This window comes from Haloterrigena sp. KLK7 (genome assembly GCF_037914945.1).
In the GTDB taxonomy this organism is placed as follows: Archaea; Halobacteriota; Halobacteria; order Halobacteriales; family Natrialbaceae; genus Haloterrigena; species Haloterrigena salinisoli.
This window is the reverse complement of sequence record NZ_CP149790.1, coordinates 81,030-102,477: the sequence shown is the minus strand read 5'-3', so window position 1 is coordinate 102,477 and position 21,448 is coordinate 81,030. Positions and strand designations below refer to the sequence as shown.

Sequence of the window (21,448 nt, the reverse complement as noted above, 5' to 3'; positions counted from 1 at the left end):
TCGGCTCACGAGTCGAACGGTGGTCCGAGCGCCTCGAGATCGACGTGCTCGCCGACCAGCGCCGCGGCGCGGTCGTACGGCGTCGGTCCGGCCGTCCCGTCATTGCGGCGCGGCCGGTCGACCCCCGCCTCGGACGCCACGGCGTCGAGAAACGCCGTCCGGACCGACTCGTTGTCGAACAGGCCGTGGAGGTACGTGCCGAGCACCCGGCCGCGGGCCGCGCTCGAGTCCCCGAGCGGCCGGGTTATCGCCTCGGTCCCGTCCTCGAGCACTCGCGTTCGACCGGCGTGGATCTCGTAGCCCGACGCGGTGCCGTCGGCGCCGGAAAGCAGCGGCGACGCCTCGCCGTCGACGGGGACCGTCGTCTGCGCGACGCGCTTGGTCCCCTCGAACCGCGTCTCGACCGGCAACAGTCCGAGTCCCTCGACGACGGCGTCGTCGCCGGTCCCCTCGAGATCTGCGTTCGTGATTCGCTCCCCGAGCAGCTGGTAGCCGCCGCAGACGCCGACGATCGGCCCGTCGAACGCCGCGAGCGCGTCGGCGAAGCCGGCCTCGCGGAGCGCCAGCAGGTCGTCGACCGTGTTCTTCGTTCCCGGCAGGACGACCGCGTCGGCGTCGACGTCGGCGAGCGGATCCTCCCGGGAGCCCTCGTCTTGCTCCGTTTCCTCGTCCGTCGGCTCCGCTTCGACCGGCACGAACGCGACCGAGACGCCCGGCTCCGCGGCCAGCGCCTCGAGGTCCGTCGCGTTCGAAATCCTGGGCAGGCGCGGCACGGCGACGGTGATCCGCCGATCGGCGGGGACGCCGTCGTCGTCGCCCAGCACGCCGCGTTCGCTCCGCGATGGCAGGCCGACGCTGTCCTCCTCGGGGAGCCCGGGATCGTCGTAGGGCAACACGCCCAGAATCGGGACGCCGGTCTTCGACTCGATCTCCTCGATACCGGGCTCGAGCAGCGACCGGTCGCCGCGGAACTTGGTGATGACCGCGCCGACGACCCGCTCGCGCAGCGAGTCCGGGAGGAGTTCGATGGTGCCGTAGAGGCTGGCGAAGGCCCCGCCGCGTTCGATGTCGACCAGCAGGAGGATGTCGGCGTCGGCGAACGCCGCGGTCTCGACGTTCGCGAGGTCCCGATCGTGGAGGTTGATCTCGCCGATGCTGCCGGCGCCCTCCGCCACGATCACGTCGTGGTCGGCCGCGAGTCGCCGGTAGGACTCCTCGGCGGCCTCGCGGGCCTCGTCCCAGAACTCCTCGTAGTACCGGCTGGCCGGGACGTGTTCGTGGGCCCGTCCCTGCAGGACCAGCTGGCTCTCCCCGTCGCCGCGGGGTTTGAGCAGGACCGGGTTGCAGTCCGTCGTCGGCGTTATGCGGGCCGCTCGAGCCTGGACGAACTGCGAGACGCCGATCTCGCCCCAGCGGTCGGCGTCCGCTTCGGTTCCGTCCTCGTTTTCGGTCTCGAGTTCTCCCGGCTCCACGCCCTCGGGCCGGACGACCACTCGAGCGTTGTTGCTCATGTTCTGTCCCTTGAACGGGGCGACGTCGACCCCGCGGTCGGCGAGCAACCGACAGAGGCCGGCGGCGACCGTCGACTTGCCGACGTGGCTCGCGGTTCCGGCGACGAGCAGCGTTCTGGTCATTCGCGTGGGTCTCATTCGCGCGGCGTTCGGTATCGTCCTATCGGTTCGGTTCGCTACTCGTCGTCCGATTCCAGCGGCGAGCCCCTCTCGAGGTCGACTTTCTCGTTACGGTGGAGTTCGATGCCCCTCTGTGTAGTAGGGAGGGATCACCAACCACGGAGCAGTGGAACCGAACACAGACACACACCACCGCTGCAAGTGAAACCGTTTCCGAGTGTTCACCGACGTTCGCTATTCCGATGGATCCGGGGTAGGGGTGGGGGAGGGGGGGATTCCAGTGTAAGCCCGATACATTCGACCGGTAGATACCGCTCAAACTGCAGAATTCATCTTCAGTGTCTGAGTTCGCTTCCTCGAGCGGTTGAGCAGTTCTACTCGCATATCGAATCGGTAGTCGACTCGAGCGGACGGCTTCTACAGTTCTTGTCACTGCACCCTGAGAGATTATGAAGCACGAGACCCCCAGTTCCAGTGTACGGGGGGTATTCCAGTGTAGACGTTATCTGCTCATCTCGCGGAGAATTTCCGCGACGCTCTCGAGATGTGGGTCTTCTGCAAGCGCTTCGATCGCGAGTTCGGGATCGATCGAAATCGAATAGAAGTTCGACATCCCGCGGCCCTGTCCACGACCGCGACGAGACTGCGACAGGATATTCTGATGGGCGAGATCGTTGAGTTTCTCTCGTACTGTTCGCTGTGAGACTTCCCCCTATCGATTTTTGTCCTCTTACGAAGCACGGACCAACCACTGTCTAGCGAGAGTCTCTCCTAACGATCTCGCTTGGCAACACTACGGTTCCCCTCTAATTGCTCACTGATGAGAGAGACACCACCCATCCAAACGCTTTACATCTTTTCTAATATTGCGTGTAGTGGGTATGTAGCCTCTCAACTGCAGATCTTCACTTGAATCAGTGGGGTGTCTGTTCCCAAAGGATTTCAGACTCGAGGAGAGGAAACCGATGTCGTGTCTGTCCACTCTACACTGGCAAACTGTCTTCGCGAATCGAAAGCTCCGGAAACAGTGGTGTGTGGATTGGCGTCTTTCCGTATCCGTCTGAGGACAAAAGCTTCGGAAATAGTGGTGTGTGGGTGGTATCTTTCCGCGCCGTTCTGGAGGGTCAAAAGCTCCGGAAACAGTGGTGTGTGAGTGGTGGCTTTTCGTACCCCTCGAGAACCGAAAGCTCCGGAAACGGTGGAGGGAGGGGAGGGATATCTGCGTTGCAGTTCCGTCAGGAGAGTCCTCTCACGAAGTAGTAGTAGTATCCAGAGGGACGGTTCCGCTATCCGAATCGCTCCCACAGCTGTTTTCTGCTCGCAGTCTCTCACGAAGCAACGTTGTAGAAATCGTCCACAGTACCGACTCAAATTACGTTCTTCACATGAAGCTGTGGGGTGTCTCGGAGGCGCTATCGGGACGTACTGCGACTACCGTTTTTCAGATAGCTGCGGCCTGAACCCGGCGGCTTCACGTGCAACGGTGGGGTGTCTCGAGTCTCGGCTGTTCACGTACAAAGATGGGTGCCCGATCGCCGCTCTTGTCAGCTACCTCGCTCTCACTCGCCATCTCGAGCCCGTTTCTCCCATCGCGGTCCGGCCCGACTCGAGAGAACTAATCCAACGATACCGAACCCGATCCCACCAACTCCCAGCGCCACCGCGACGGTCCCAGTAGGCGGCACCACGACGAACCCAGCGACGAGCGTCGGCACGAGCGCGACCCCCACGCCGAGCGTGAACAGCGAGAACCGCACGGCGTCGAAGAGGAACTCGTTGGGATCGAAGCCGGCGATGTAGACGGTCAGCCCGTAGTAGTACAGCGCGTAGCCCGCGAGCAGGACGGCGCCGACGACCGCGTCGACGAGCGTCGCTTCGAACCAGACCACGGCCGCGAGGTACGGCACCGCCACGGTCGGCGCGCCGACGAGGACGAACGCCATCCGTTTCGCTCGGAACACGTCGTCGATCGAGACGGGGTAGGCGAGGTAGGCCTCGAGCGAGTCGAACTGGGTCAGCCAGTTGTACGTCGTGAACGCGGTCAGCCCCAGCACGCCGCCGAAGAAGACCCCCGGTGCCGGCGCGATCCCAGTGATCGAGTCGACGATATCGACGAGTGCGGCCACCAGCGCCAGCAGGATGGCCGCGGAGACGAACGGCTTCGCGACGCCGCCCGAGGAACGGGCCAGATCGAGCAGCGTCTTCGAGACGAGCGCGCTGTCGGCGCCGACCGCCTCCACGGGGAGCGCGTCGCTGAGGCGGGCGAACCGATCGCTGGCGGTTCGCGACGGCCGCCCGTAGGTCGGATCGTACAGGGCGAGCGACGCCGTGCCGACGAGTCCGGTTCCGACCGCCAGTCCGATCGCACTCATCGGGCCGCCGTCGATCGGAACGAACGCGCTCCAGACGGCTCCGCCGGTTCCCGTCAGCCACGCCCCACTGGCGACGACGACGATGGTTCCGGCGATCGCCCACGTCGGCACGCCGCGGGTCCGGACCGCGATCAGCGCGACGGTCAGGGCCATCCCGGCGGCGAACGTCAGCGACAGCGAGAGCCACAGTGCTCCGACAGCCAGCGGCGCGGACGCGGGGCGGTCGACCAGCACCGCGTTCGAGAGCGCCATCGGCAGAACGAACGCGACCGCGTAGAACAGCGCGTCCTTCAGCAGGAAGACGCCCAGCAGCCGCCGCCGAGACAGCGGAAGCGTCGTCGACGACGAGAGGACGAGCGAGAGCTCGCCGAACACGTTCTCGAGCATGTCCGAGCCCGCGAATCCGGCGGTCCCGCTGTAGAGACCGAAGCCGAGCGCGAGGACGTGCAGGCCCGTCAGGATCGTTCCGTCCGCGGTCCCCGTCTCCCGCAGGGCGACCGTCGCGCCCACCGCCAGCACGGCGATGACGCCCGGGAAGAGCGCGAACCGCCAGCCGCCGAACAGCTGGGTGTGGAGCCGCCACTCCTCGCGGAAGAGCACGCCGAGCAGTCGCCGCGTCGAGGGCCCCGATCGGTCGGTCGTCGCTGCCCCGCTCATGCGTCGATCCGTTCGAGCGAGGGCAGGTCTCGAGCGTCCTCGCGTTCGACGCGCTCGAGGAACACCTCCAGGAGCGATTCGTCGCGTTCGCTCTCGACGTCCGCACCGCTCCCGTCGCCGGTGAGCGAGCGCTCGGTGACGATCCGGCCGTCGGCGACGATGCCGACCCGGGTACAGATCTCTTCGGCGACGTCGATGTTGTGCGTCGAGACGAAGACGGCGTTGTCGCCGGCGGCGTAGGAGACGAGGAATCGCTTGACCTGTTCCTGGACCAGCGGATCGAGGTTCGCCAGCGGCTCGTCGATGAAGACCACGTCGGGCTCGTGGATGAACGCCTGCGTGATCATCACCTTCTGCTGTTGGCCCCGCGAGAGGTCCGTGTGCAGCGTGTCGAGTTTGTTCTCGAAGCCGAGTCGCTGGGCCCAGTCGGCCGTCCGCTCGGCGACCCGGTCGGGATCGAGACCGCGAACGTCCCCGACGAACTCGAGGTACTCGCGCGGCGTGAGGAAGCTCGGCGGCGACTGTTGCTCCGGCAGAATACCGACCCGGCGTCGCGTCTCGATCGGCTCGGCCGCCGGATCGGTCTCGAGGACCCGAACGGTCCCCGCGTCCGGTCGGATCTGCCCCGTCAGCGTCCGGATGGTGGTCGTCTTCCCGGCGCCGTTCGGCCCGAGAAACCCGTACAACTCCCCGCGCTCGACGGTGAAGCTCATGTCGGCCACCGCCTCGACGGCTCCGTAGGACTTGCGCAGTCCGTCTACCCGAATTGCACCCATTGAACGTCGATCCATTCACAGGAATTGATAATAATTGTGTTGGTAGGTGAATAGTAACAGGATCGACGGGGCGAACGTTCGCTCGAGCGGCCGCCGCTTCCGCTCAGAATTCGGTTCCGCGCCGGGCCCGCTGCCCGTCGTCGATCGGATGTTTCTCTTTGCGAACATTCGTAACGAGATCGGCCCGGTCCTCGAGGTACGTCGGCTCCGTGTGGCTCCCCGACAGTACCAGTTCGAGGTCGTCGGGTTTCGCGTCGATCAGTTCGCGGACGTCGTCTTCGCCGATCAGGTCGCGATCCGCGGCGTAGAGAATCTCGTCGAGGAGCAGCATGTGCATCCCCGCCTCCGGCGGCGCGTCGAGATCGATCGGGGCCTCGAGGTCGGCCTCCCCAGCCGCCTCGAGTAGCTCGCGGGCGCGCTCGAGACCGGCTCGGGCCTGCGCCTCGTGGTCTTCCTCGTCGCTGCCGTCGGCCATCCCGTGCCAGCCGTAGTGGCCGAGGTTCTCGTAGCTGAGTCCCGGGAGCGCCGCGATGGCGTTGTACTCGCCGCGGACGGCGTCGACGCTCGAGGCGCCGCCCTTCATGAACTGGAGCATATGCACGCGGTAGCCGTGGCCCGCGGCGCGCATCCCCATCCCGAGCGTGGCCGTCGTCTTCCCCTTGCCGTCGCCCCACCAGACCTGTACGAGCCCGAACTCCTCGGGCGCTGCCGGTTCGATCCGTTCGGGTTCGGGCGTCCGTCCCTGCCCCGGCGTGTTCTCGACCGTCGAATCGGGCGTTCGCTCGTCGCTCATACGCGAGTCGTCGGGCCGACCCCACATGTAGTTGGCCACGTGGCCCGGCCGGTCTCCCCTGCCACGCATTTGCGGAACGATTGAACCGGTGGTGTGTCATCGCGATCTCCCTCCGTGGCCGACACGTCCGGCGCTTTCGGGACCAAACGTGTCTTTAGGCTCCGCTTCTAATGTGGTCGCAGTCTATGTCACTCGAGTTCTCATCGTCCGGCGATTCGCCCGATCTCGAGGGCGTCGCTGCCGTGCTGGACGATGCTGACTGTCGGGAGATCATCGCGCTTCTCGAGGCGCCGAAGACCGTTCCCGAGATCGCCGAAGCGGTCGATCTCCCGCTCTCGACGACCTATCGCAAACTCGATCGGCTGACCGACGCCGGACTCGCCAGCGAGACCGTCGGCGTTCGGGAGGGGCGCCACCACACGTCGCGGTACGTGGCGAGCTTCGATCGGATCGGGATCAGTCTCGACGACGAGCACGAGTTCCGCGTCGATATCGGCTGCTCGAACGACCAGTCGCTCGGCATCTGGTCGAATGCCCGCGAGGAGTTCTGACGGCGCCGTCTTCGATCCGGATCGCCCGCCCGACGCAGCTTTCCGGCCGGGCGCACGGCCGCGGCGTACCCTCGGTCGTTAGGCGCATCGGTTACGTCGATCGCTCCCGCAGTGGACGTCGATGACCGACGTTGCCGTACTCGGCGGCGGAATCGGCGGCCTCACCGCGGCCCACGAACTCGCCGAACGAGGGCTCGAGGTGACCGTCTTCGAGGCCACCGACCGCTTCGGCGGCAAGGCGCGATCGATCCCGATCGACGACGGGCCGGCGCCGTTGCACGGCGAACACGGCTTCCGATTCTTTCCGGCGTTCTACCGCCACGTGATCGACACGATGGGCCGCATTCCGGACGGCGGCGGCACCGTCGCGGACAACCTCGTCGAGACCGAAGCGACTCTCGTCGCGAGCGCGGCCGGACCGGGGCGGATCGCCGAGACCCGAACGCCGGAGACGGTGCGAGGCTGGCTCGAGGCGCTTCGACCGGCGTTCGCCGAGGACCTGCCCGCCGACGACGTCCGCTTTCTGCTCGAGCGGCTCCTGTACTTCCTGACCGCCTGCGAGCGGCGCCGAACGGAGGAGTTCGACGACGTCTCGTGGTGGGAGTTCATCGACGCCGAGAACCGCTCGCAGGCGTTTCGCGACCGACTCGCCTACGCGACGCAGGCGCTCGTCGCGTTGCGTCCGCAGGTCGGCAGCGCCAGGACGATCGGCGCGATCTACCTGCAGTTACTGTTCGGCCAACTCGACCCGACCCGTCCCACCGAGCGGGTGCTGAACGCGCCGACCAGCGAGGCCTGGATCGATCCGTGGGTTCGCCACCTCGAGTCGCTCGGCGTCGAGTTCCGGACGAACACGCCGGTGGCGCGACTCGAGTCCGACGGTCGACGCGTCACCGGTGCCGTCGTCGGCTCCGCGAGCGACCCCGAGGGGGCGGCTTCCGAGCGAATCGAGGCCGACGACTACGTCCTCGCCGTTCCCGTCGATGTCGCCCCGAAGTTGCTCACCCCCGACCTGACGCGAACCGCGCCCGCGCTCGGTCGGATCGAGCGCCTCGACACCGCCTGGATGAACGGGATCCAGTTCTACCTGACTGAGGACGTCGCGCTGTCGCGAGGCCACCAGGTCTACGCCGACGCCCCGTGGGCGCTGACGTCGATCTCGCAGCGCCAGTTCTGGTCGGAATCGGACTACGACCTCGAGGACCGCGCCGACGAGGTCGCGGGCGTCCTCTCGGTGATCGCCTCCGACTGGGAGACGCCGGGGGTCCTGTACGAGAAGCCGGCCAGACGGTGCAGCCGCGAGGAGATCGCCGCGGAGATCTGGGAACAGCTGAAGACCCACCTGAACGGTCCCGAGGAGCGGCTGCGGGACGACATGCTCGTCGACTGGTTCCTCGATCCGGCGATCGTCGAGACCACCGTCGCGTCTCCGACGCAACGGGACGACGGCGACGCCGTCGTTACCGGCGTCGAGAACCGCTCGCCGCTGTTGATCAACACCGTCGGCTCGCTGCGAAACCGACCGCCGGCCGACGTCGGCGTTCCGAACCTCGCGCTGGCCGGCGACTACGTCCGAACGAACTCAGATCTGGCTTCGATGGAGTCGGCCGACGAGGCCGGCCGCCGCGCGGCCAACGCCGTCCTCGAGCGTCGCGGCGTCCGCGCGTCACCGGCGCGGATCTGGGACCTCGAGGAACCCATCGTGTTCGACCCGCTCAAACGGGAGGATCGGGTTCGCTATCGGCTCGGGCTCCCCCATCCCGCGGCAGTGACGCAGTCGCTACGGACGGCCACGCGCGGGCTCGTCGGCGGTCGCTGACGCCGCCTCTCTCCCGATAGCGTCCGACACCGACGCGTCAGCGCCCGGTACCGACGCGTCAGCGTTCGGCGCCGACGGTGTCAGCGTCCGGTACCGACGAGATCCGCGTCCGTCGGCCCCTGTCCGTCGAACTCGCGGACGTACTCGTCGAGCGTCGACGGATCCGACTCGCCCGGGAGTTCGGTCGTCGCCGTGGTCGACTCGCCGTCGACGCCCAGTCGATCACAGACGAGATCCGCGGTCGCCTCGGCCATCCGACGATAGGTCGTCAGCTTTCCGCCGACGATGCTGGCGAAGTTCTCGACGCCGTCGGACCCCAGCGCCGGCGGGGACGATTCTTCGTTCCCGTCGGCGGCGTGGTCGAGCAGGTGAAAGCCGCGCGAAATTCCGCGTCCGCCGCCGCGAGCCGACTCTTCGGGCTCGTACAGCGGGCGCACGCCCCACCACGTCCGGACCTGGTCCGCCTCGGCGACGGCCGGGAGGATCGTCGCGCACTCGGCGACCGTCTGCTCGATCTCCCAGTCGGCGCGCTCGTAGTCGTCCGGGTCGTCGACCGGGACGCTCGTCGTTCCCAGCACGGCCTCGTCGGCGTGGGGAACGATGATATCGCCGTCGGCCGGATCGCGACAGCGGTTGAGAACGGGCTCGAGGCCGTCGTAATCGATCGAGACCATGACGCCCCGCGTCGGACGCATCGGGACGGTGACGCCGGCCATCGCCGCGATTCGGCCGGCGTGGGCGCCGGTGGCGTTCACGACGTACGTCGGTTCGACGGTCTTCCGGGCGTCGCCTCCGAGGGAGACCGACGCGATGCGGCCGTTTTCGACGGTCATGTCCGTGACGGGCGCGTGCGGCAGGATCTCGGCGCCGCGGTCGCGTGCGGCCGCCGCGTTGGCCGCGACCAGCCGCGACGGGACGACGACCGCGTCGGGGACCCACATCGCGCGCTCGACTTCCTCGGCGAGACCGGGAACCGCGTCTCGAGCCGTCTCGCCGTCGATCACGTCGACCGGGATTCCGACGTCCTCGCAGGCCGCGCGCTTCGCCTCGAAGTAGTGCGGATCGTCGTCGGCCAGCTGGACGAACAGTCCGCGGGTCTCCCGGACGCACGCGCCGCCGATATCGCGGAGGATTCGGTTCTCCTCGAGGCACTCGCGGGCGCCCTCGGGATCGCTCTCGGCGTACCGAGCGCCGCTGTGCAGCAGGCCGTGGGAGCGCCCGGAGGCGCCCGCCGAGAGCCCGTCGCGTTCGGCCAGCGTCACGTCTACGCCCCGCAGTGCGAGGTCCCTGGCGAGTCCCGTGCCGGTCGCCCCGCCGCCGACGACGAGGACGTCCGGATGGGCCGGTCGACTGTTCATAGTCGGACTACGGGCTCGAGCGGGAGGTACCTTTCATTCTTCGGCCGGCGGGTGGAGCGCGAGACGAGGCGCCTGAAAAAACGAACCGCTGTCGCTACGGACTGTAGTCGGGCGACTGGGCTTCGATCGTGTCGGCGACGTTGTCGAGTTCCTCGCCGATCGTCGCGATCAGGTCGTCCAGCGTCGCGATTCCGGCCAGTTCGCCGTCGTCGTCGACGATCGGGAACCGGCGCACGTTGTGTTCCTCGATCGCTTCCGAGATCGCGAGCGGATCGTCGTCCGCTTCGAGTGTCACCGGGTCTTCCGTCATAATCTCCTCGACCGGGGCCGAGCCGACGTCGTCGCGGTCGTGGATCGCGAGCGCGGCGTCGCGGTCGGTGAGCATCCCGATCGGCTCGTCGTCTTCGGTGACGACGAGCGCGCCGACGTTCTCGTCGTCGAGCGTCTGCGTGGCCTCCTCGAGGGTGCTGTCTGGGCTGGTCGTGACGACGTTTTCGGGGCCGAGTTTGCCGACGGACATGGGTCAGTGGGACCGACGCCGAGAAGGGTATTCAAACTGGAGCCTTCGAGTGACTACAGAACGACATAACCGCGGTGTGCTATCGGGCGTTCCTGCGTCGTATCGATGCGACAGCGATTACATGGCGACCGCTCGGTGGGGTATCGTTCGTCCGAAAAAACGGTGACAGCCGAGGATCGTAGCATGGTGTCAGGGCCGGGTACCGGCGTGTCGTGGGATCCACAGAGGCACAGTGTCACAGGACCACGATAGGTGTCTCGCGTCTGTCTTCTGTCTCGGTTTCTGTTATCATCACCACCTCGATACCAATTACTATCCATCCAATAATAAGGGTTTTTGACCGAGCAATATCTGTTCTGGAGGGGATAATAGTGGAAGAATAAGCGGATATAGGTCCGATAGATGTAGTGTTTTTAATTTTTCATTCGGCGTCGACTATTTCGTGGCTGTTTGCCGAATTGCACTCGGTGTGGCTTCCCTCGAGGCGATTCTATCGCATCCGATGCGACGATACTCTGGTAACTGGGTGCTAGTGGGCGCCTGTCATTCGGATCTCTGGCACGATGGAAACGCGGCGACTGAAGCCGGACCCACCCGGAGAGAATCGTTATCTCGGACGCGCAGTCGCATCGTCGACACGACGACGAAGCCTCGATTCGGGGGTGCGACCGTCAGGCTGACGTCCGTTCGCCCTCGCCCTCGACGTCCGCCGCGAACTTCTCGCGGACCTTCTCGACCTTCGGGGCCGCGTGCATCGTGCAGTAGGCGTCGTTGGGGTTCTTCTCGAAGTAGTCCTGGTGGTGCTCCTCGGCCTCGTAGAACGCCTCCAGCGGCTCGATCTCGGTGACGATTCCCTCGTAGAGCCCCTCGTTCTCGAGTTCCTCCGCGAACGCCTCGGCGGTCTCGAGCTGGTCGTCGTCGTGGGCGTAGATCGCCGACCGGTACTGGCTGCCGACGTCCGGCCCCTCGCGGTCCTTCGTGGTCGGGTCGTGGATCGTGAAGAAGACCTCGAGCAGGTCCTCGTAGGCGACCGCGTCGGGATCGTACTCGATCTTCACCACTTCCGCGTGGCCCGTCTTCCCGGAACAGACCGCCTTGTAGCTCGGGTCCTCGGTGTGACCACCGGCGTAGCCGGAGGTGACCGATTCGACTCCCTCGAGCTCCTTGAACGCCGCTTCGACACACCAGAAACATCCGCCGCCGAACGTGGCTCGTTCCATAGCCACGGGTAGGGCGCGCTCGAGGAAAGATGTGACGGGTCCGGACTCGAGAGAGAGAGAGAGAGAGGTTCTGACTCGATGGAGGGTCCGAATTCGAGAAACGGGCTCTCGGTAGACCGGCTCGGCTCGTCGGCCGCCCATCGTCCCGCTCTCGCGGACCGAGACTGCCGCGGTGCCAAGGGATTTCACGGCGGCCGATGAACCCCGGCGTATGTCCTGGGAGACCGTCGAACTCGAGTGGGACGGCGACGTCGCGACGCTGACCGTGGATCGACCCGAGGCACTGAACGCCCTGAACGTCGAGACCCTCGAGGCGATGGGCGAGGCGATCACCGAAGCCGCGGACGAGGACGCCCGCGCCCTGATCGTGACCGGCGCCGGCGACGACGCGTTCATCGCCGGCGCGGACATCGGCTACATGCAGGACCTCTCGTCCGACGAGGCACAGGACTGGGGCGCCCTCGGCCACGACGTCGCCGACGCGCTGGCGGCGTTCCCGGCACCGACGATCGCCGCGGTCAACGGCTACGCGTTCGGCGGCGGCTGCGAGATGGCCATCGCCTGCGACCTGCGGGTCGCCAGCGAGTCGGCCGTGATCGGGAACACGGAGATCGATCTCGGCATCATCCCCGGCTGGGGCGCGACCCAGCGCCTGCCGGAACTCGTCGGCGACGAGACCGCCCGCCGGATGATCTTCCTCGGCGAGCGACTCGACGCCGAATCGGCCGCCGAGGCCGGGATTTTCGGCGAAGTGGTGGCGGACGACGCCCTCGAGGAGACCGTCGACGAGTTGGCCTCGCGAATCGCCGCGAAACCGGCCGTCGCAATGCGCGCCGCGAAACAGGCGCTCAACCAGCGCCACGAGGGGCCGCAGGCGAGCGGCCTCGAGTACGAGAAGCGAGCGTTCGCGAGTCTGTTCGGAACGCCGGATCAGCGCGAGGGGATGGAGGCGTTCGTGGAGGATCGAGAGCCGGAGTTCGAATAGGTCGTTCAGTTGGACCACTCGTTCGAGTGAAGGTGGTTCTTTATAAAGACAGACACCCCTTCGTTCGAGTGAGTGCTTCGAATCTCCGCGTAGCCCCCGAAATCGTAGTAAAGCAACACCCCTTCCCAATTTGGGCCTGATATATTTACAGACAGTGCGGATACTGTTTATGCTGTACTATATTAAAAGCTGTCCTATAGATTAGAACTAGTTCAGAGAACCCTCAATCGAAACAAATTCACTTGAACGACGGGGTCTCTGAGTCGGTAAACAATATATAAATAAGCCACTCACTTGAATCACTTGAACGGGAGGTAGAAAATTCTAAATCCCCTCTGTGTGATTGCTATCGTAATGAGCCAATTCGCTTTCACACCTGACGACTTTCCGTTCCAGAATCGAAATGCTCTCTTGGACGATTATACTCCCGACGAGATGGTCGGACGAGACGACGAACTGGAGGCATATCACACTGCACTCCAACCGGCGATCAACGAAAGCCAACCTGATAACGTCTTTTTATATGGCAAAACCGGGGTGGGAAAGACTGCCGCTACCAAGTTTTTGCTTGATCGTCTTGAGTCGGCCAGCGAACAACACGATGTCTCGATCAGTACTCACGTCGTCAACTGTGACGGTGTCGATACCAGTTATCGGGTTGCCGTCGAACTCGTGAATTCCTTCCGTGACGATAAAATTAGCGAGACTGGTCATCCCCGCTCCAAAGTCTACGATCTCATGTGGGACTCGTTCGACGATCACGGCGGACTGTTCATCATCGTACTCGACGAAATCGACCATCTGCAGGACGATTCTTTGCTCTATCAACTCTCTCGAGCGCGAGAAAACGACAATATCAGTGATGCGCGAGTTAGCGTCGTCGGTATCAGTAACGATCTCACCTATCGGGACACGCTCTCACCGAAGGTCCGATCGAGTCTCTGTGAACGGAGTATTAATTTCCCCGCGTATACTGCCGACGAGTTGGAGGAAGTGTTGCGCCAACGCCAATCGATCGCGTTTCAAGAGGATATTCTCGCAGACGGCGTTATCCCTCTGTGTGCTGCGTTCGGTGCTCAGGAGTCCGGTGATGCGAGGAAAGCTCTTGATCTGCTTCTGAAAGCGGGAGACATTGCGAATGAAGAAAACGCTGAGATGGTTCGCGAGGAACACGTTCGTCGCGGTCGTAGTCTGCTCCAACAAGAGGAGATCACGAGTGGCATTTTGGGACTCAACATGCACGAGAAAATCCTACTGTATGCATTAGCGTCCTACGTTTCCTCAGATGACTCGCCCGTTCGCTCTCGTGATTTGTACCGACGGTACGAACGGTTTTGCACAGAAGCTGGTCACGATTCGTTGACGAGTCGATGGATGCACGATCATCTCGATGAACTCGAGATGCTCGGATTGATTGCCGTCGAAAAACGAAACGAGGGGAGTACTGGGGGCCAATACAAGACGATCGAGTTAGTTCAGGATTTGACCGCAGTACTCGATGCGTTGGATGAGACGATCGAATCGGTGGGCGTCCATCAGGCGGTACGGTCGACGTTGGATTCGTAATACGACTCGGGCAAGAAACTCCGAGTGGTCGGCTTTTCTAGACACAATCCCCGTCACAAACTCAGGAAACTGCTGTGTGGGAGACCGAATACCGCAGAAACACGGGAAACGGAGGGTATTCTCGACTAGTTTTTCTGGACGCCCCCGGGTCCCCCCCTCCCCCTCGAGGCTCCGGTCGCGAAAAGACACACGAAAACTGGGGTGTGAGAGACGACCGCCAAACTACCGATCAGCTGTCCACTGTCCAGCACAGCAACGCTCCCTCGTCCAACCGTTCGAGGCGCTCGAGACTGAGCGACGGAAACTCCTCGACGAACCCCTCGCCGTCGGCCAGCGTCGGCGCGTCGCGGCCGCCGATTACTTTCGGCCCGACGAACAGCCGCAACTCGTCGACCAGCCCGGCCTCGAACAGCGAGAAGATGAGTTCGCCGCCGCCCTCGACCATGATTCGCTCGAGGCCTTCCCGCTCGAGGGCCGCGAACGCCCGCAGGAGGTCGACCCGGTCGTCGCCCGCGGTCACGAGCTCCGCGTGGTCGGCCAGGTCCATCCGCGGACCGACGGGAGCGGCCTCGCTCAGGCAGACGTAGGTCGTCGCCGCGTCGTCCAGCACCGCGGCGTCGGTCGGGGTACGCCCCCGCGAGTCGACGACGACGCGGGCCGGCTGTTTCGGCTCTCCTCGCTCGAGTCGCCGCTCGCACAGCGACTCGTCTTTGACGGTCAGATGCGGATCGTCGGCGAGGACGGTACCGACGCCGACGACGACGGCGTCGCTGTCGGCCCGGAGTCGATCGACGCGCTCGAAGTCCGCCTCGCCGCTGATCGCGAGCTGTTCGCGACGGCGCGAGGAGAGTTTGCCGTCCGCGCTCGTGGCGGCGTTGACGACGACGTGCATAGGACTCCTGCGTGACGGACCGTAAAGAAACACCGTGTACTGACCGTGTCGTGGTCGAGCGACTCGACGGTCGCCCTACCGGTCGCAACTGTCGCCTCGATCGCGACTGTTGTCGGTCACGACCGCTCCGTCGATCGGCTACTGGACTTCGATGTCGCCGCTCATCGTCGCCTGGTGGGGCTCGCAGACGTACTGGGTCATCTCGCTCGTGACCTCGTCGATCGTGAGGGTCTGGGTCTCGCCTTCCTCCGACATGATTTCGGTCTCGTAGTCGTCGACGACCTCGTCGCTATCATTCAGGATCTGGATGTTGTGGCCGGCGCCGTCCATGTTCTCCCAGATGATATCGTAGGACTCGCCCTCCTGGAGGGTGAGCGTCGGGTTCTCCTCGCCGGCGATCTGGTCGGGGATGGCGCCCTGCCAGGCCTGCGTCTGGCCGCCGAGTCCGATCTCGCCGGGTTCCAGCGCCCCGCTGCTGCCGCCTTCCGACTCGTTACCGCCTTCCGATTCGTTGCCACCTTCTGATTCGTTCGTCTCGTTGCCACCCTCTGTTTCGTTCGTTTCGTTACCGGCTTCCGACTCGTTTGTCTCGTTGTCGCCCACCGACTCGTTCGTCTCGTTGCCACCCGCCGACTCGTTCGCCCCCTCCTCGCCGTTGCCCGACTGATTTTCCTCGCTGCCGTTTCCACCGGGACCCCCGCCGCCGCCACAGCCGGCGAGCAGGGCCGCTACGGCCGTACTTCCGCCGAGTCGGAGCACCGTCCGTCGTGACCGTTGATCGTCTCGAGACATGGACTCCCTCGGGATACGTTGACAAGTGTCATAAGACGATTCCCGGAAGATGCCGGGGTTAGACCGGTTCAGACGGCGAGTCCGACGTCGACGACGACCATCACGACGAATCCGACGACGAACGTCAGGGTGGCCTCGTCGGCGTAGCCGTGGCCGTGGCTCGCGGGGATCATCTCCCGGAAGATGACCGCGAGCATCGTTCCGGCGGCGAAGCCGGCCGCCAGCGGGAAGAGTCCGGTGACGACCGAGACGAGGGCGAAGCCGATCGCGGCCGCGGCCGGTTCGGGAACCGCACCGGAGAGCATCGTATAGAGTATCGTCTTCGGCTTCGAGAGCCCGGTTCGACTCGCCGGAATCGCCATCGCGAAGCCGTCGGGGACGTTCTGGACCGCGATCGCGATCGCGAGCGCGATCCCGACGCCCTCGAGGCCGCCCGCGAAGGCGATACCGATGGCCAGCCCCTCCGGGACGTTGTGAATGGTGATCGCACTGCCGACCAGGATCGCCTGCCGGAGGTCGTCGTCCGGCGCGGGAACGGCATCCTCGTCGCGCGCGTCGGTACCGTCGGTCGCCCCTCCGTCGGATTTCCCCTCGCCGGGCGGTGACTTCGGCTTGGCCTCGAGTTCGACCTCCGACCCCGAGATCGGCGGGTAGGTCCCGTTCGCTTCGCCCGTGATGAGCAGGTGGATGTGGGGAATGAGCCGGTTCGCGACCAGCAGGAAGACGCTCCCCAGGAGGACGCCGGCGACGACCTCCCACAGCGAGCCGAACTCGAGACCGGGGACGACCAGCGCGAAGACGGCCGCACCGAACATGATCCCGGCCGCGAGACCGAGCGCGGCGTCGTAGAAGCGGTGGCTGATCCGCTCGGTCACGTACACCGGTAGTGCGCCGATTCCGGTCGCCGCGCCGGCCAGCGTTGCGATCATCACGACTTCCCCGAGCGTGCTCACGAGTACTTCGACATCGCGGTTACTGGGGGAAAACGTTCACGATCGCTGAAATCCACGACTCACTCCCTCGTCGGTTCGATCTGGACCTCCGGCCGTCGGCCCGGAAAGCATATTACGTGAATGTATATATAGTAGTCAATGACAGTCCCCGTATGGAAACTCACTCGGACATCGTTCGGCCGCCGGGTGTTCGATGCGCTCGCGGATGTGGGGGTGATGTTCTCGCGACTCGAGCAGTTCACGTACGCGTTCGACGGTTCGGTACCGGAGATCGCCGTTCCCGATGCGATTTCCCTTCGCGTCGACGCGCCGGCGGCGTTCTCCCTTTCGGGCCGAATGAATCGACCGGAGCTCTCCGACCGAGACCGACTCGTCGCCGCGGTCGCGAACGGTCGCGTCGTCGGCGTCCAGCCCGTCACGATCGACCGTCCGTTCCCCGTCGAGCCGCTACAGCGAACGATCGAGTTCGACGGCGCGTACTTCTGGGGACTGTACGTCGATCCCGCGTGGCGCCGCCGGGGCGTCGCGACGGCGCTCGTCGCTCGAGCGCTCTCGTTCGTCGCCGAACGGACCGATCGGGCGCGCGTCCAGACGCTCGTCGGCAGCGACAACGTCCCGTCCAAGCGGCTGCTGACCGGTGTGGGATTCGAACGGACGCGCGTGCGCTCGTACTATCGGCTGTTCGGGGCGCGACACAGGGGCCAGCGGAGGGTCTGAGGTGCGCCGTCGACTCGCCCCCGCGGACTACGCCACGCTCGTCGGCTTGGGGCTGGGATGGACGGCGGTCACGCTGTTCCGGCTGGATCGACCCAACGCGGCCACCCTGACGCTACTGCTGGCGTTTCTCTGCGACAAGGCCGACGGCTGTCTGGCGCGGCGCGGCTACGGTTCGTCGCTCGGCCACCAGCTGGACGCGCTGGCGGATGTCGTCATTTACCTCGTTCCGACGGCGATCGTGCTCTCGGCGCTCGTCGCCGGGGCGCCCGTCCTCGAGAGTCTCGCCGGGACCGTCGTCGTCGGATTCGGCGTTCTGCGACTGGCCCGGTACTCCGTCGACGGTAGCCACACCGTCGACGGGACGCCGTACTACAGGGGACTCACGGCATTTCACGTCGCTGCATGGGCGCTCGTCGTCAGACTGGCCGTCGCGTTGACGGCCCTCCCCGCGCCGGTCGGGGCGCTCGCGATCGTCGTCGCGGCGCCGCTGATGATCGCCCCGATTCGGATCCCCGTGACGCGGCGTCAGTTCGTCGGCGCGGTCGTCGTCGGCGGCGTCATCACGTCGGGCACACTGATGTAGAGACGCCCGCGTGCGGGAACGCTTTTTACGTTCCCGTTCGAACTGCGAGTGATGGAACTCGATGACCATGCCGAGGATCTCGCCTCCGACCTCGGTGTCGACAAAGAGGAGGTCAAATCCGACCTGCAGAACCTGGTGGAGTACAGCGTTCCCGTCGACGAGGCCAAACAGAGCCTGCGACGGAAGTACGGCGACGGCTCGAGCGGCGGCGGCACTCCCTCGAGTAAGGACATCGCCGAGATCACGCCCGAGGACGGCAACGTCACCGTGACGGGCGTGGTCCTGACCGCCGGCAAGCGATCGATCCGCTATCAGGGCTCGGATCACGTCATCGTCGAGGGCCGACTGGCGGACGAGACCGGCGCGATCGATTACACCGCCTGGGAGGACTTCGGACTCTCGCCCGGCGACACGATCACCGCGGGCAACGCGGGCGTCCGCGAGTGGGACGGCGAACCCGAACTCAACTTAGGCGAGAGCACCTCGCTGTCGTTCCAGGACGAATCGCTCGACGTTCCCGACGCGTACGCCGACGAGATCGGCGGCGACGCCCAGTTAGCCGACCTCCAGACCGGCGACCGCGCGGTGACCGTCGAGGTGTCCGTCGTCGAGTGCGAGCGGCGGACGATCGACGGCCGCGACGGCGAGACCGAGATCCTGAGCGGCGTCTTCGGCGACGAGAGCGGCCGCCTGCCGTTCACGAACTGGGATCCCGCCCCCGAAATCGAGGAGGGCGGCTCCGTCCGGATCGAGAACGCCTACGTCCAGGAGTTCCGGGGCGTCCCCGAGGTCAACGTCTCGGAGTTCTCGACGGTCACCGCCGTCGACCGCGAGATCGAGGTCGGCGCGGACTCGACGACGATGGACGTCGGCGAGGCCGTACGGACCGGCGGGATCTACGACGTCGAACTCGTCGGTAACGCCATCGCGGTCCGGGACGGGTCGGGACTGATCCAGCGCTGTCCGGAGTGTTACCGCGTCATCCAGAAGGGTCAGTGTCGGACCCACGGCGACGTCGACGGGATCGACGACCTGCGCGTGAAGGCGATCCTCGACGACGGCACCGGCGCCGTCACCGTCGTCCTCGACGACGAACTCACTCAGGACGTCTACGGCGGAACGCTCGAGGACGCCCTCGAGCAGGCCCGCGAGGCCATGGATCAGGAGGTCGTCGCGGACACGATCCGCGAGCGCATCGTCGGTCGCGAGTACCGCGTGCGCGGCCACCTCTCGGTCGACGAGTACGGCGCGAACCTCGACGCCGAGACCTTCGACGAGAGCGACGACGACCCCGAGACGCGTGCCACTGCCTTCCTCGAGGAGGTGAGCGCATGAGCGCGAACGGCGACGGCGAAGACGACGAGGAGATTCCGGGGCGAGAGGTCGCCTACCGGCTGTTCGCCGCGGAGTACGACGACGCGTCGTTCTCCTACGCCGAGAGCGACGAGGAACGGGCGCCCAACTACGTCATCTCGCCGACCGGCGCCCGACTCAACCGCGTCTTCGCGGTGGGCACCCTCACCGAGATCACCGCGGTCAACGACGAGATGGTCCGAGCCCGCGTCGTCGACCCGACCGGCGCGTTCGTCGTCTACGCCGGCCAGTACCAGCCCGACGAACTCGCCACGCTCGAGCAACTCGAGCCCCCCGCGTTCGTCGCGGTGACCGGCAAGGCCCGAACGTTCCAGCCCGACGACTCGGACCAGGTCTACACCTCGCTTCGCCCCGAGAGCATCGCGACGGTCGACGCCGACACCCGGGACCGCTGGGTCGTCAGCGCGGCCGAGCAGACTCTCGAGCGCGCCGGCACGTACGCCGCGGCCGCAGAAAGCGGCGCGAGCGGGGACGCCCTGACCGAGGCGCTCCTCGAGGCTGGCGTCGATAAGGGCCTCGCAGCGGGGATTCCGCTCGCACAGGACCACTACGGGACGACGCCGGCCTACCTCGCGGCCCTGCGCGACTGCGCCCTCGAGGCCGTCGAGGTCGTCGCGGGCGAGCGCGATCAGGTCGAGGCGTTCTCGCTCGCGCCCGACGACTCGAGTCCCGACGCCGACGCCTCGTTCGCGTCGCTGGCCGACCTCGTCGACCTCGATCTCGAGGGTTTCGAGTCGGCGACCGCGGCCGGGGCGGAAGCCGAGCCCGAACTCGAATCAGAGCCAGAGCCGGAACCGGCCGCAGCGACGTCCGGAACCGGCTCGGCCGCAGGCACGGCGACCGGAACGGACCGAGAGTCCGCGTCAGACTCCGATCTCGACGTCGAATCCGAGATGGACGAGGCGCCCGAGGCCGAGGCGGAACCGCCGACGGAATCGACGCCCGAGAGCGCGGCACCGGCCGCCGAGACGGCCGAGGCGGCGCCGACCGGAACGGGCGTGACCGACACCGAAGCGGAGGCGACCGCCGACGTCGCTGACTCCGACGAACCGCCCGTTACCGACTCTGAACCGTCCGAAACTGCCGAACCGACCACCGGATCCGAGGAAACGGACGTCGGCGACTTCGAGACGACGGACGAACCCGCCGAGTCGGACGCTGATCTCGAGACCGGTACCGAGACCGACGTCGACCTCGAGACTGACGCTGAGACGGATGCCGGTCTCGAGACCGGTACCGAAGCCGACGACGAGGGCGAAGAGCTCGGCGACTTCGACGCCGACGACGTCGGCGACGGCGGCATGTACGAGATGGACGAGGAGGAACGCGAACAGCTCGAGGAGGAGTTCGGCGCCGAGTTCACGACCGGCGCGGAAGTCGAGGAGCCCGGCGAGGCCGACATCGACGTGCCGGAGCCCGACGACGAACCCGTCGACGAGTTCGAGACCGAACGCGAGGCGGCTGCGGACGCCGCGGCGACCGACGAACCTGCCGAACCGTCCGACTCCGCCGGAACCGAATCGGTCGACGACGACCTCGGCGCTCCGCCGGAGTCGGGACTCGAGGCCGAATCGGAAGCGGAACCGGCGGAACCGGATGACGACGAGACCACCGCCGAGTCGGCCGAGACGGAATCCGGTGAGGGCGCGGACGACGAACCCGCGGACGACGAACCCGCGGACGACGTCGACCTCGAGGACTACGTCGTCGACACGATGGAAGACCTCGACGACGGCGACGGCGCCGACCGGACCGAACTCGTCGAGCGAGTCGCCGACGAGACCGGCGCGTCCGAGGACGAGGTCGAGGACGCGATCCAGGACGCGCTGATGGGCGGGCAGTGTTACGAGCCCAACGACGAGACCCTGAAGGCGATCTGATCGGCGATC

The 21,448-nt window shown here is 65.8% G+C and carries 18 protein-coding genes; 8 read left to right on the top strand and 10 right to left on the bottom strand.

Annotated elements, in window-relative coordinates:
* Window positions 1-5: 5 nt before the first annotated feature.
* From WD430_RS22120 to WD430_RS22100, 4 genes are all read right to left on the bottom strand, one after another.
* Window positions 6-1,634 carry a cobyric acid synthase gene (locus WD430_RS22120; protein ID WP_339106503.1) on the bottom strand — a complete coding sequence of 543 codons (1,629 nt, stop codon included), beginning with the start codon at window positions 1,632-1,634 and terminating at the stop codon, window positions 6-8.
* Between the two features lie 1,556 nt (window positions 1,635-3,190).
* A complete protein-coding gene (locus WD430_RS22110) occupies window positions 3,191-4,660 on the bottom strand; it encodes a hypothetical protein (RefSeq protein ID WP_339106502.1) in 1,470 nt (489 codons plus the stop codon).
* Complete coding sequence (locus tag WD430_RS22105; protein ID WP_339106501.1) at window positions 4,657-5,436, bottom strand: ABC transporter ATP-binding protein; 780 nt, start codon at window positions 5,434-5,436, stop codon at window positions 4,657-4,659. The genes WD430_RS22110 and WD430_RS22105 overlap by 4 nt, the downstream gene beginning before the upstream one ends.
* A gap of 103 nt (window positions 5,437-5,539) precedes the next feature.
* Complete coding sequence (locus WD430_RS22100; protein WP_339106500.1) at window positions 5,540-6,229, bottom strand: cob(I)yrinic acid a,c-diamide adenosyltransferase; 690 nt, start codon at window positions 6,227-6,229, stop codon at window positions 5,540-5,542.
* A 185-nt stretch (window positions 6,230-6,414) separates the two neighbouring features.
* On the opposite strand from WD430_RS22100, the gene WD430_RS22095 reads away from it, so the two are divergent.
* Together WD430_RS22095 and WD430_RS22090 are read left to right on the top strand one after the other, a co-directional pair.
* Window positions 6,415-6,780, top strand: coding sequence for a helix-turn-helix domain-containing protein (locus tag WD430_RS22095; RefSeq protein WP_339106499.1), 366 nt, complete (start codon window positions 6,415-6,417; stop codon window positions 6,778-6,780).
* Between the two features lie 121 nt (window positions 6,781-6,901).
* Window positions 6,902-8,599 (top strand): FAD-dependent oxidoreductase, encoded by a 1,698-nt coding sequence (locus tag WD430_RS22090; protein WP_339106498.1) that lies wholly within the window; start codon window positions 6,902-6,904, stop codon window positions 8,597-8,599.
* A gap of 80 nt (window positions 8,600-8,679) precedes the next feature.
* Here WD430_RS22090 and WD430_RS22085 read toward each other — a convergent pair whose 3' ends face one another.
* The 3 genes from WD430_RS22085 to msrA form a co-directional block, all read right to left on the bottom strand.
* Window positions 8,680-9,957, bottom strand: coding sequence for an FAD-dependent oxidoreductase (locus WD430_RS22085; protein WP_339106497.1), 1,278 nt, complete (start codon window positions 9,955-9,957; stop codon window positions 8,680-8,682).
* A gap of 94 nt (window positions 9,958-10,051) precedes the next feature.
* Window positions 10,052-10,477 (bottom strand): CBS domain-containing protein, encoded by a 426-nt coding sequence (locus WD430_RS22080; protein WP_339106496.1) that lies wholly within the window; start codon window positions 10,475-10,477, stop codon window positions 10,052-10,054.
* A gap of 671 nt (window positions 10,478-11,148) precedes the next feature.
* Entirely contained in the window at window positions 11,149-11,697 is a 549-nt protein-coding gene (gene msrA, locus WD430_RS22075) for a peptide-methionine (S)-S-oxide reductase MsrA (protein WP_339106495.1), read from the bottom strand.
* Between the two features lie 211 nt (window positions 11,698-11,908).
* On the opposite strand from msrA, the gene WD430_RS22070 reads away from it, so the two are divergent.
* Together WD430_RS22070 and WD430_RS22065 are read left to right on the top strand one after the other, a co-directional pair.
* Complete coding sequence (locus tag WD430_RS22070; RefSeq protein ID WP_339106494.1) at window positions 11,909-12,682, top strand: enoyl-CoA hydratase-related protein; 774 nt, start codon at window positions 11,909-11,911, stop codon at window positions 12,680-12,682.
* Window positions 12,683-13,036: 354 nt separating this feature from the next.
* Window positions 13,037-14,248, top strand: coding sequence for an orc1/cdc6 family replication initiation protein (locus tag WD430_RS22065; protein WP_339106493.1), 1,212 nt, complete (start codon window positions 13,037-13,039; stop codon window positions 14,246-14,248).
* Window positions 14,249-14,477: 229 nt separating this feature from the next.
* Here the strand turns inward: WD430_RS22065 and WD430_RS22060 are convergent, their stop codons facing one another.
* From WD430_RS22060 to WD430_RS22050, 3 genes are all read right to left on the bottom strand, one after another.
* Window positions 14,478-15,140, bottom strand: a complete 663-nt coding sequence (locus WD430_RS22060; protein WP_339106492.1) for a 2,5-diamino-6-(ribosylamino)-4(3H)-pyrimidinone 5'-phosphate reductase — start codon at window positions 15,138-15,140, stop codon at window positions 14,478-14,480.
* A 138-nt stretch (window positions 15,141-15,278) separates the two neighbouring features.
* A complete protein-coding gene (locus tag WD430_RS22055; RefSeq protein ID WP_339106491.1) occupies window positions 15,279-15,932 on the bottom strand; it encodes a plastocyanin/azurin family copper-binding protein in 654 nt (217 codons plus the stop codon).
* A 68-nt stretch (window positions 15,933-16,000) separates the two neighbouring features.
* Window positions 16,001-16,885: a ZIP family metal transporter gene (locus WD430_RS22050; protein ID WP_339106490.1), complete on the bottom strand. Its 885-nt coding sequence runs from the start codon at window positions 16,883-16,885 to the stop codon at window positions 16,001-16,003.
* Between the two features lie 138 nt (window positions 16,886-17,023).
* Between WD430_RS22050 and WD430_RS22045 the strand changes: the two genes are divergently transcribed.
* Genes WD430_RS22045 through WD430_RS22030 form a run of 4 tightly spaced genes read left to right on the top strand, consistent with a single transcriptional unit; the run spans window position 17,024 to window position 21,439 of the window.
* Window positions 17,024-17,602, top strand: coding sequence for a GNAT family N-acetyltransferase (locus WD430_RS22045; protein ID WP_339106489.1), 579 nt, complete (start codon window positions 17,024-17,026; stop codon window positions 17,600-17,602).
* 1 nt (window position 17,603) lies between these two features.
* Window positions 17,604-18,185: a CDP-alcohol phosphatidyltransferase family protein gene (locus WD430_RS22040; protein WP_339106488.1), complete on the top strand. Its 582-nt coding sequence runs from the start codon at window positions 17,604-17,606 to the stop codon at window positions 18,183-18,185.
* 51 nt (window positions 18,186-18,236) lie between these two features.
* Window positions 18,237-19,520 (top strand): Single-stranded DNA binding protein, encoded by a 1,284-nt coding sequence (locus WD430_RS22035; protein WP_339106487.1) that lies wholly within the window; start codon window positions 18,237-18,239, stop codon window positions 19,518-19,520.
* Window positions 19,517-21,439, top strand: coding sequence for a hypothetical protein (locus WD430_RS22030; RefSeq protein WP_339106486.1), 1,923 nt, complete (start codon window positions 19,517-19,519; stop codon window positions 21,437-21,439). Before WD430_RS22035 ends, WD430_RS22030 begins: the two co-directional genes overlap by 4 nt.
* Window positions 21,440-21,448: the final 9 nt, after the last annotated feature.

Coding starts and splice junctions, on each gene's coding strand:
- WD430_RS22120 (WP_339106503.1), bottom strand. CDS start 1,634: ATGACCAGAACGCTGCTCGTCGCCGGAACCGCGAGCCACGTCGGCAAG.
- WD430_RS22110 (WP_339106502.1), bottom strand. CDS start 4,660: ATGAGCGGGGCAGCGACGACCGACCGATCGGGGCCCTCGACGCGGCGA.
- WD430_RS22105 (WP_339106501.1), bottom strand. CDS start 5,436: ATGGGTGCAATTCGGGTAGACGGACTGCGCAAGTCCTACGGAGCCGTC.
- WD430_RS22100 (WP_339106500.1), bottom strand. CDS start 6,229: ATGAGCGACGAGCGAACGCCCGATTCGACGGTCGAGAACACGCCGGGG.
- WD430_RS22095 (WP_339106499.1), top strand. CDS start 6,415: ATGTCACTCGAGTTCTCATCGTCCGGCGATTCGCCCGATCTCGAGGGC.
- WD430_RS22090 (WP_339106498.1), top strand. CDS start 6,902: ATGACCGACGTTGCCGTACTCGGCGGCGGAATCGGCGGCCTCACCGCG.
- WD430_RS22085 (WP_339106497.1), bottom strand. CDS start 9,957: ATGAACAGTCGACCGGCCCATCCGGACGTCCTCGTCGTCGGCGGCGGG.
- WD430_RS22080 (WP_339106496.1), bottom strand. CDS start 10,477: ATGTCCGTCGGCAAACTCGGCCCCGAAAACGTCGTCACGACCAGCCCA.
- msrA (WP_339106495.1), bottom strand. CDS start 11,697: ATGGAACGAGCCACGTTCGGCGGCGGATGTTTCTGGTGTGTCGAAGCG.
- WD430_RS22070 (WP_339106494.1), top strand. CDS start 11,909: ATGTCCTGGGAGACCGTCGAACTCGAGTGGGACGGCGACGTCGCGACG.
- WD430_RS22065 (WP_339106493.1), top strand. CDS start 13,037: ATGAGCCAATTCGCTTTCACACCTGACGACTTTCCGTTCCAGAATCGA.
- WD430_RS22060 (WP_339106492.1), bottom strand. CDS start 15,140: ATGCACGTCGTCGTCAACGCCGCCACGAGCGCGGACGGCAAACTCTCC.
- WD430_RS22055 (WP_339106491.1), bottom strand. CDS start 15,932: ATGTCTCGAGACGATCAACGGTCACGACGGACGGTGCTCCGACTCGGC.
- WD430_RS22045 (WP_339106489.1), top strand. CDS start 17,024: ATGACAGTCCCCGTATGGAAACTCACTCGGACATCGTTCGGCCGCCGG.
- WD430_RS22035 (WP_339106487.1), top strand. CDS start 18,237: ATGGAACTCGATGACCATGCCGAGGATCTCGCCTCCGACCTCGGTGTC.
- WD430_RS22030 (WP_339106486.1), top strand. CDS start 19,517: ATGAGCGCGAACGGCGACGGCGAAGACGACGAGGAGATTCCGGGGCGA.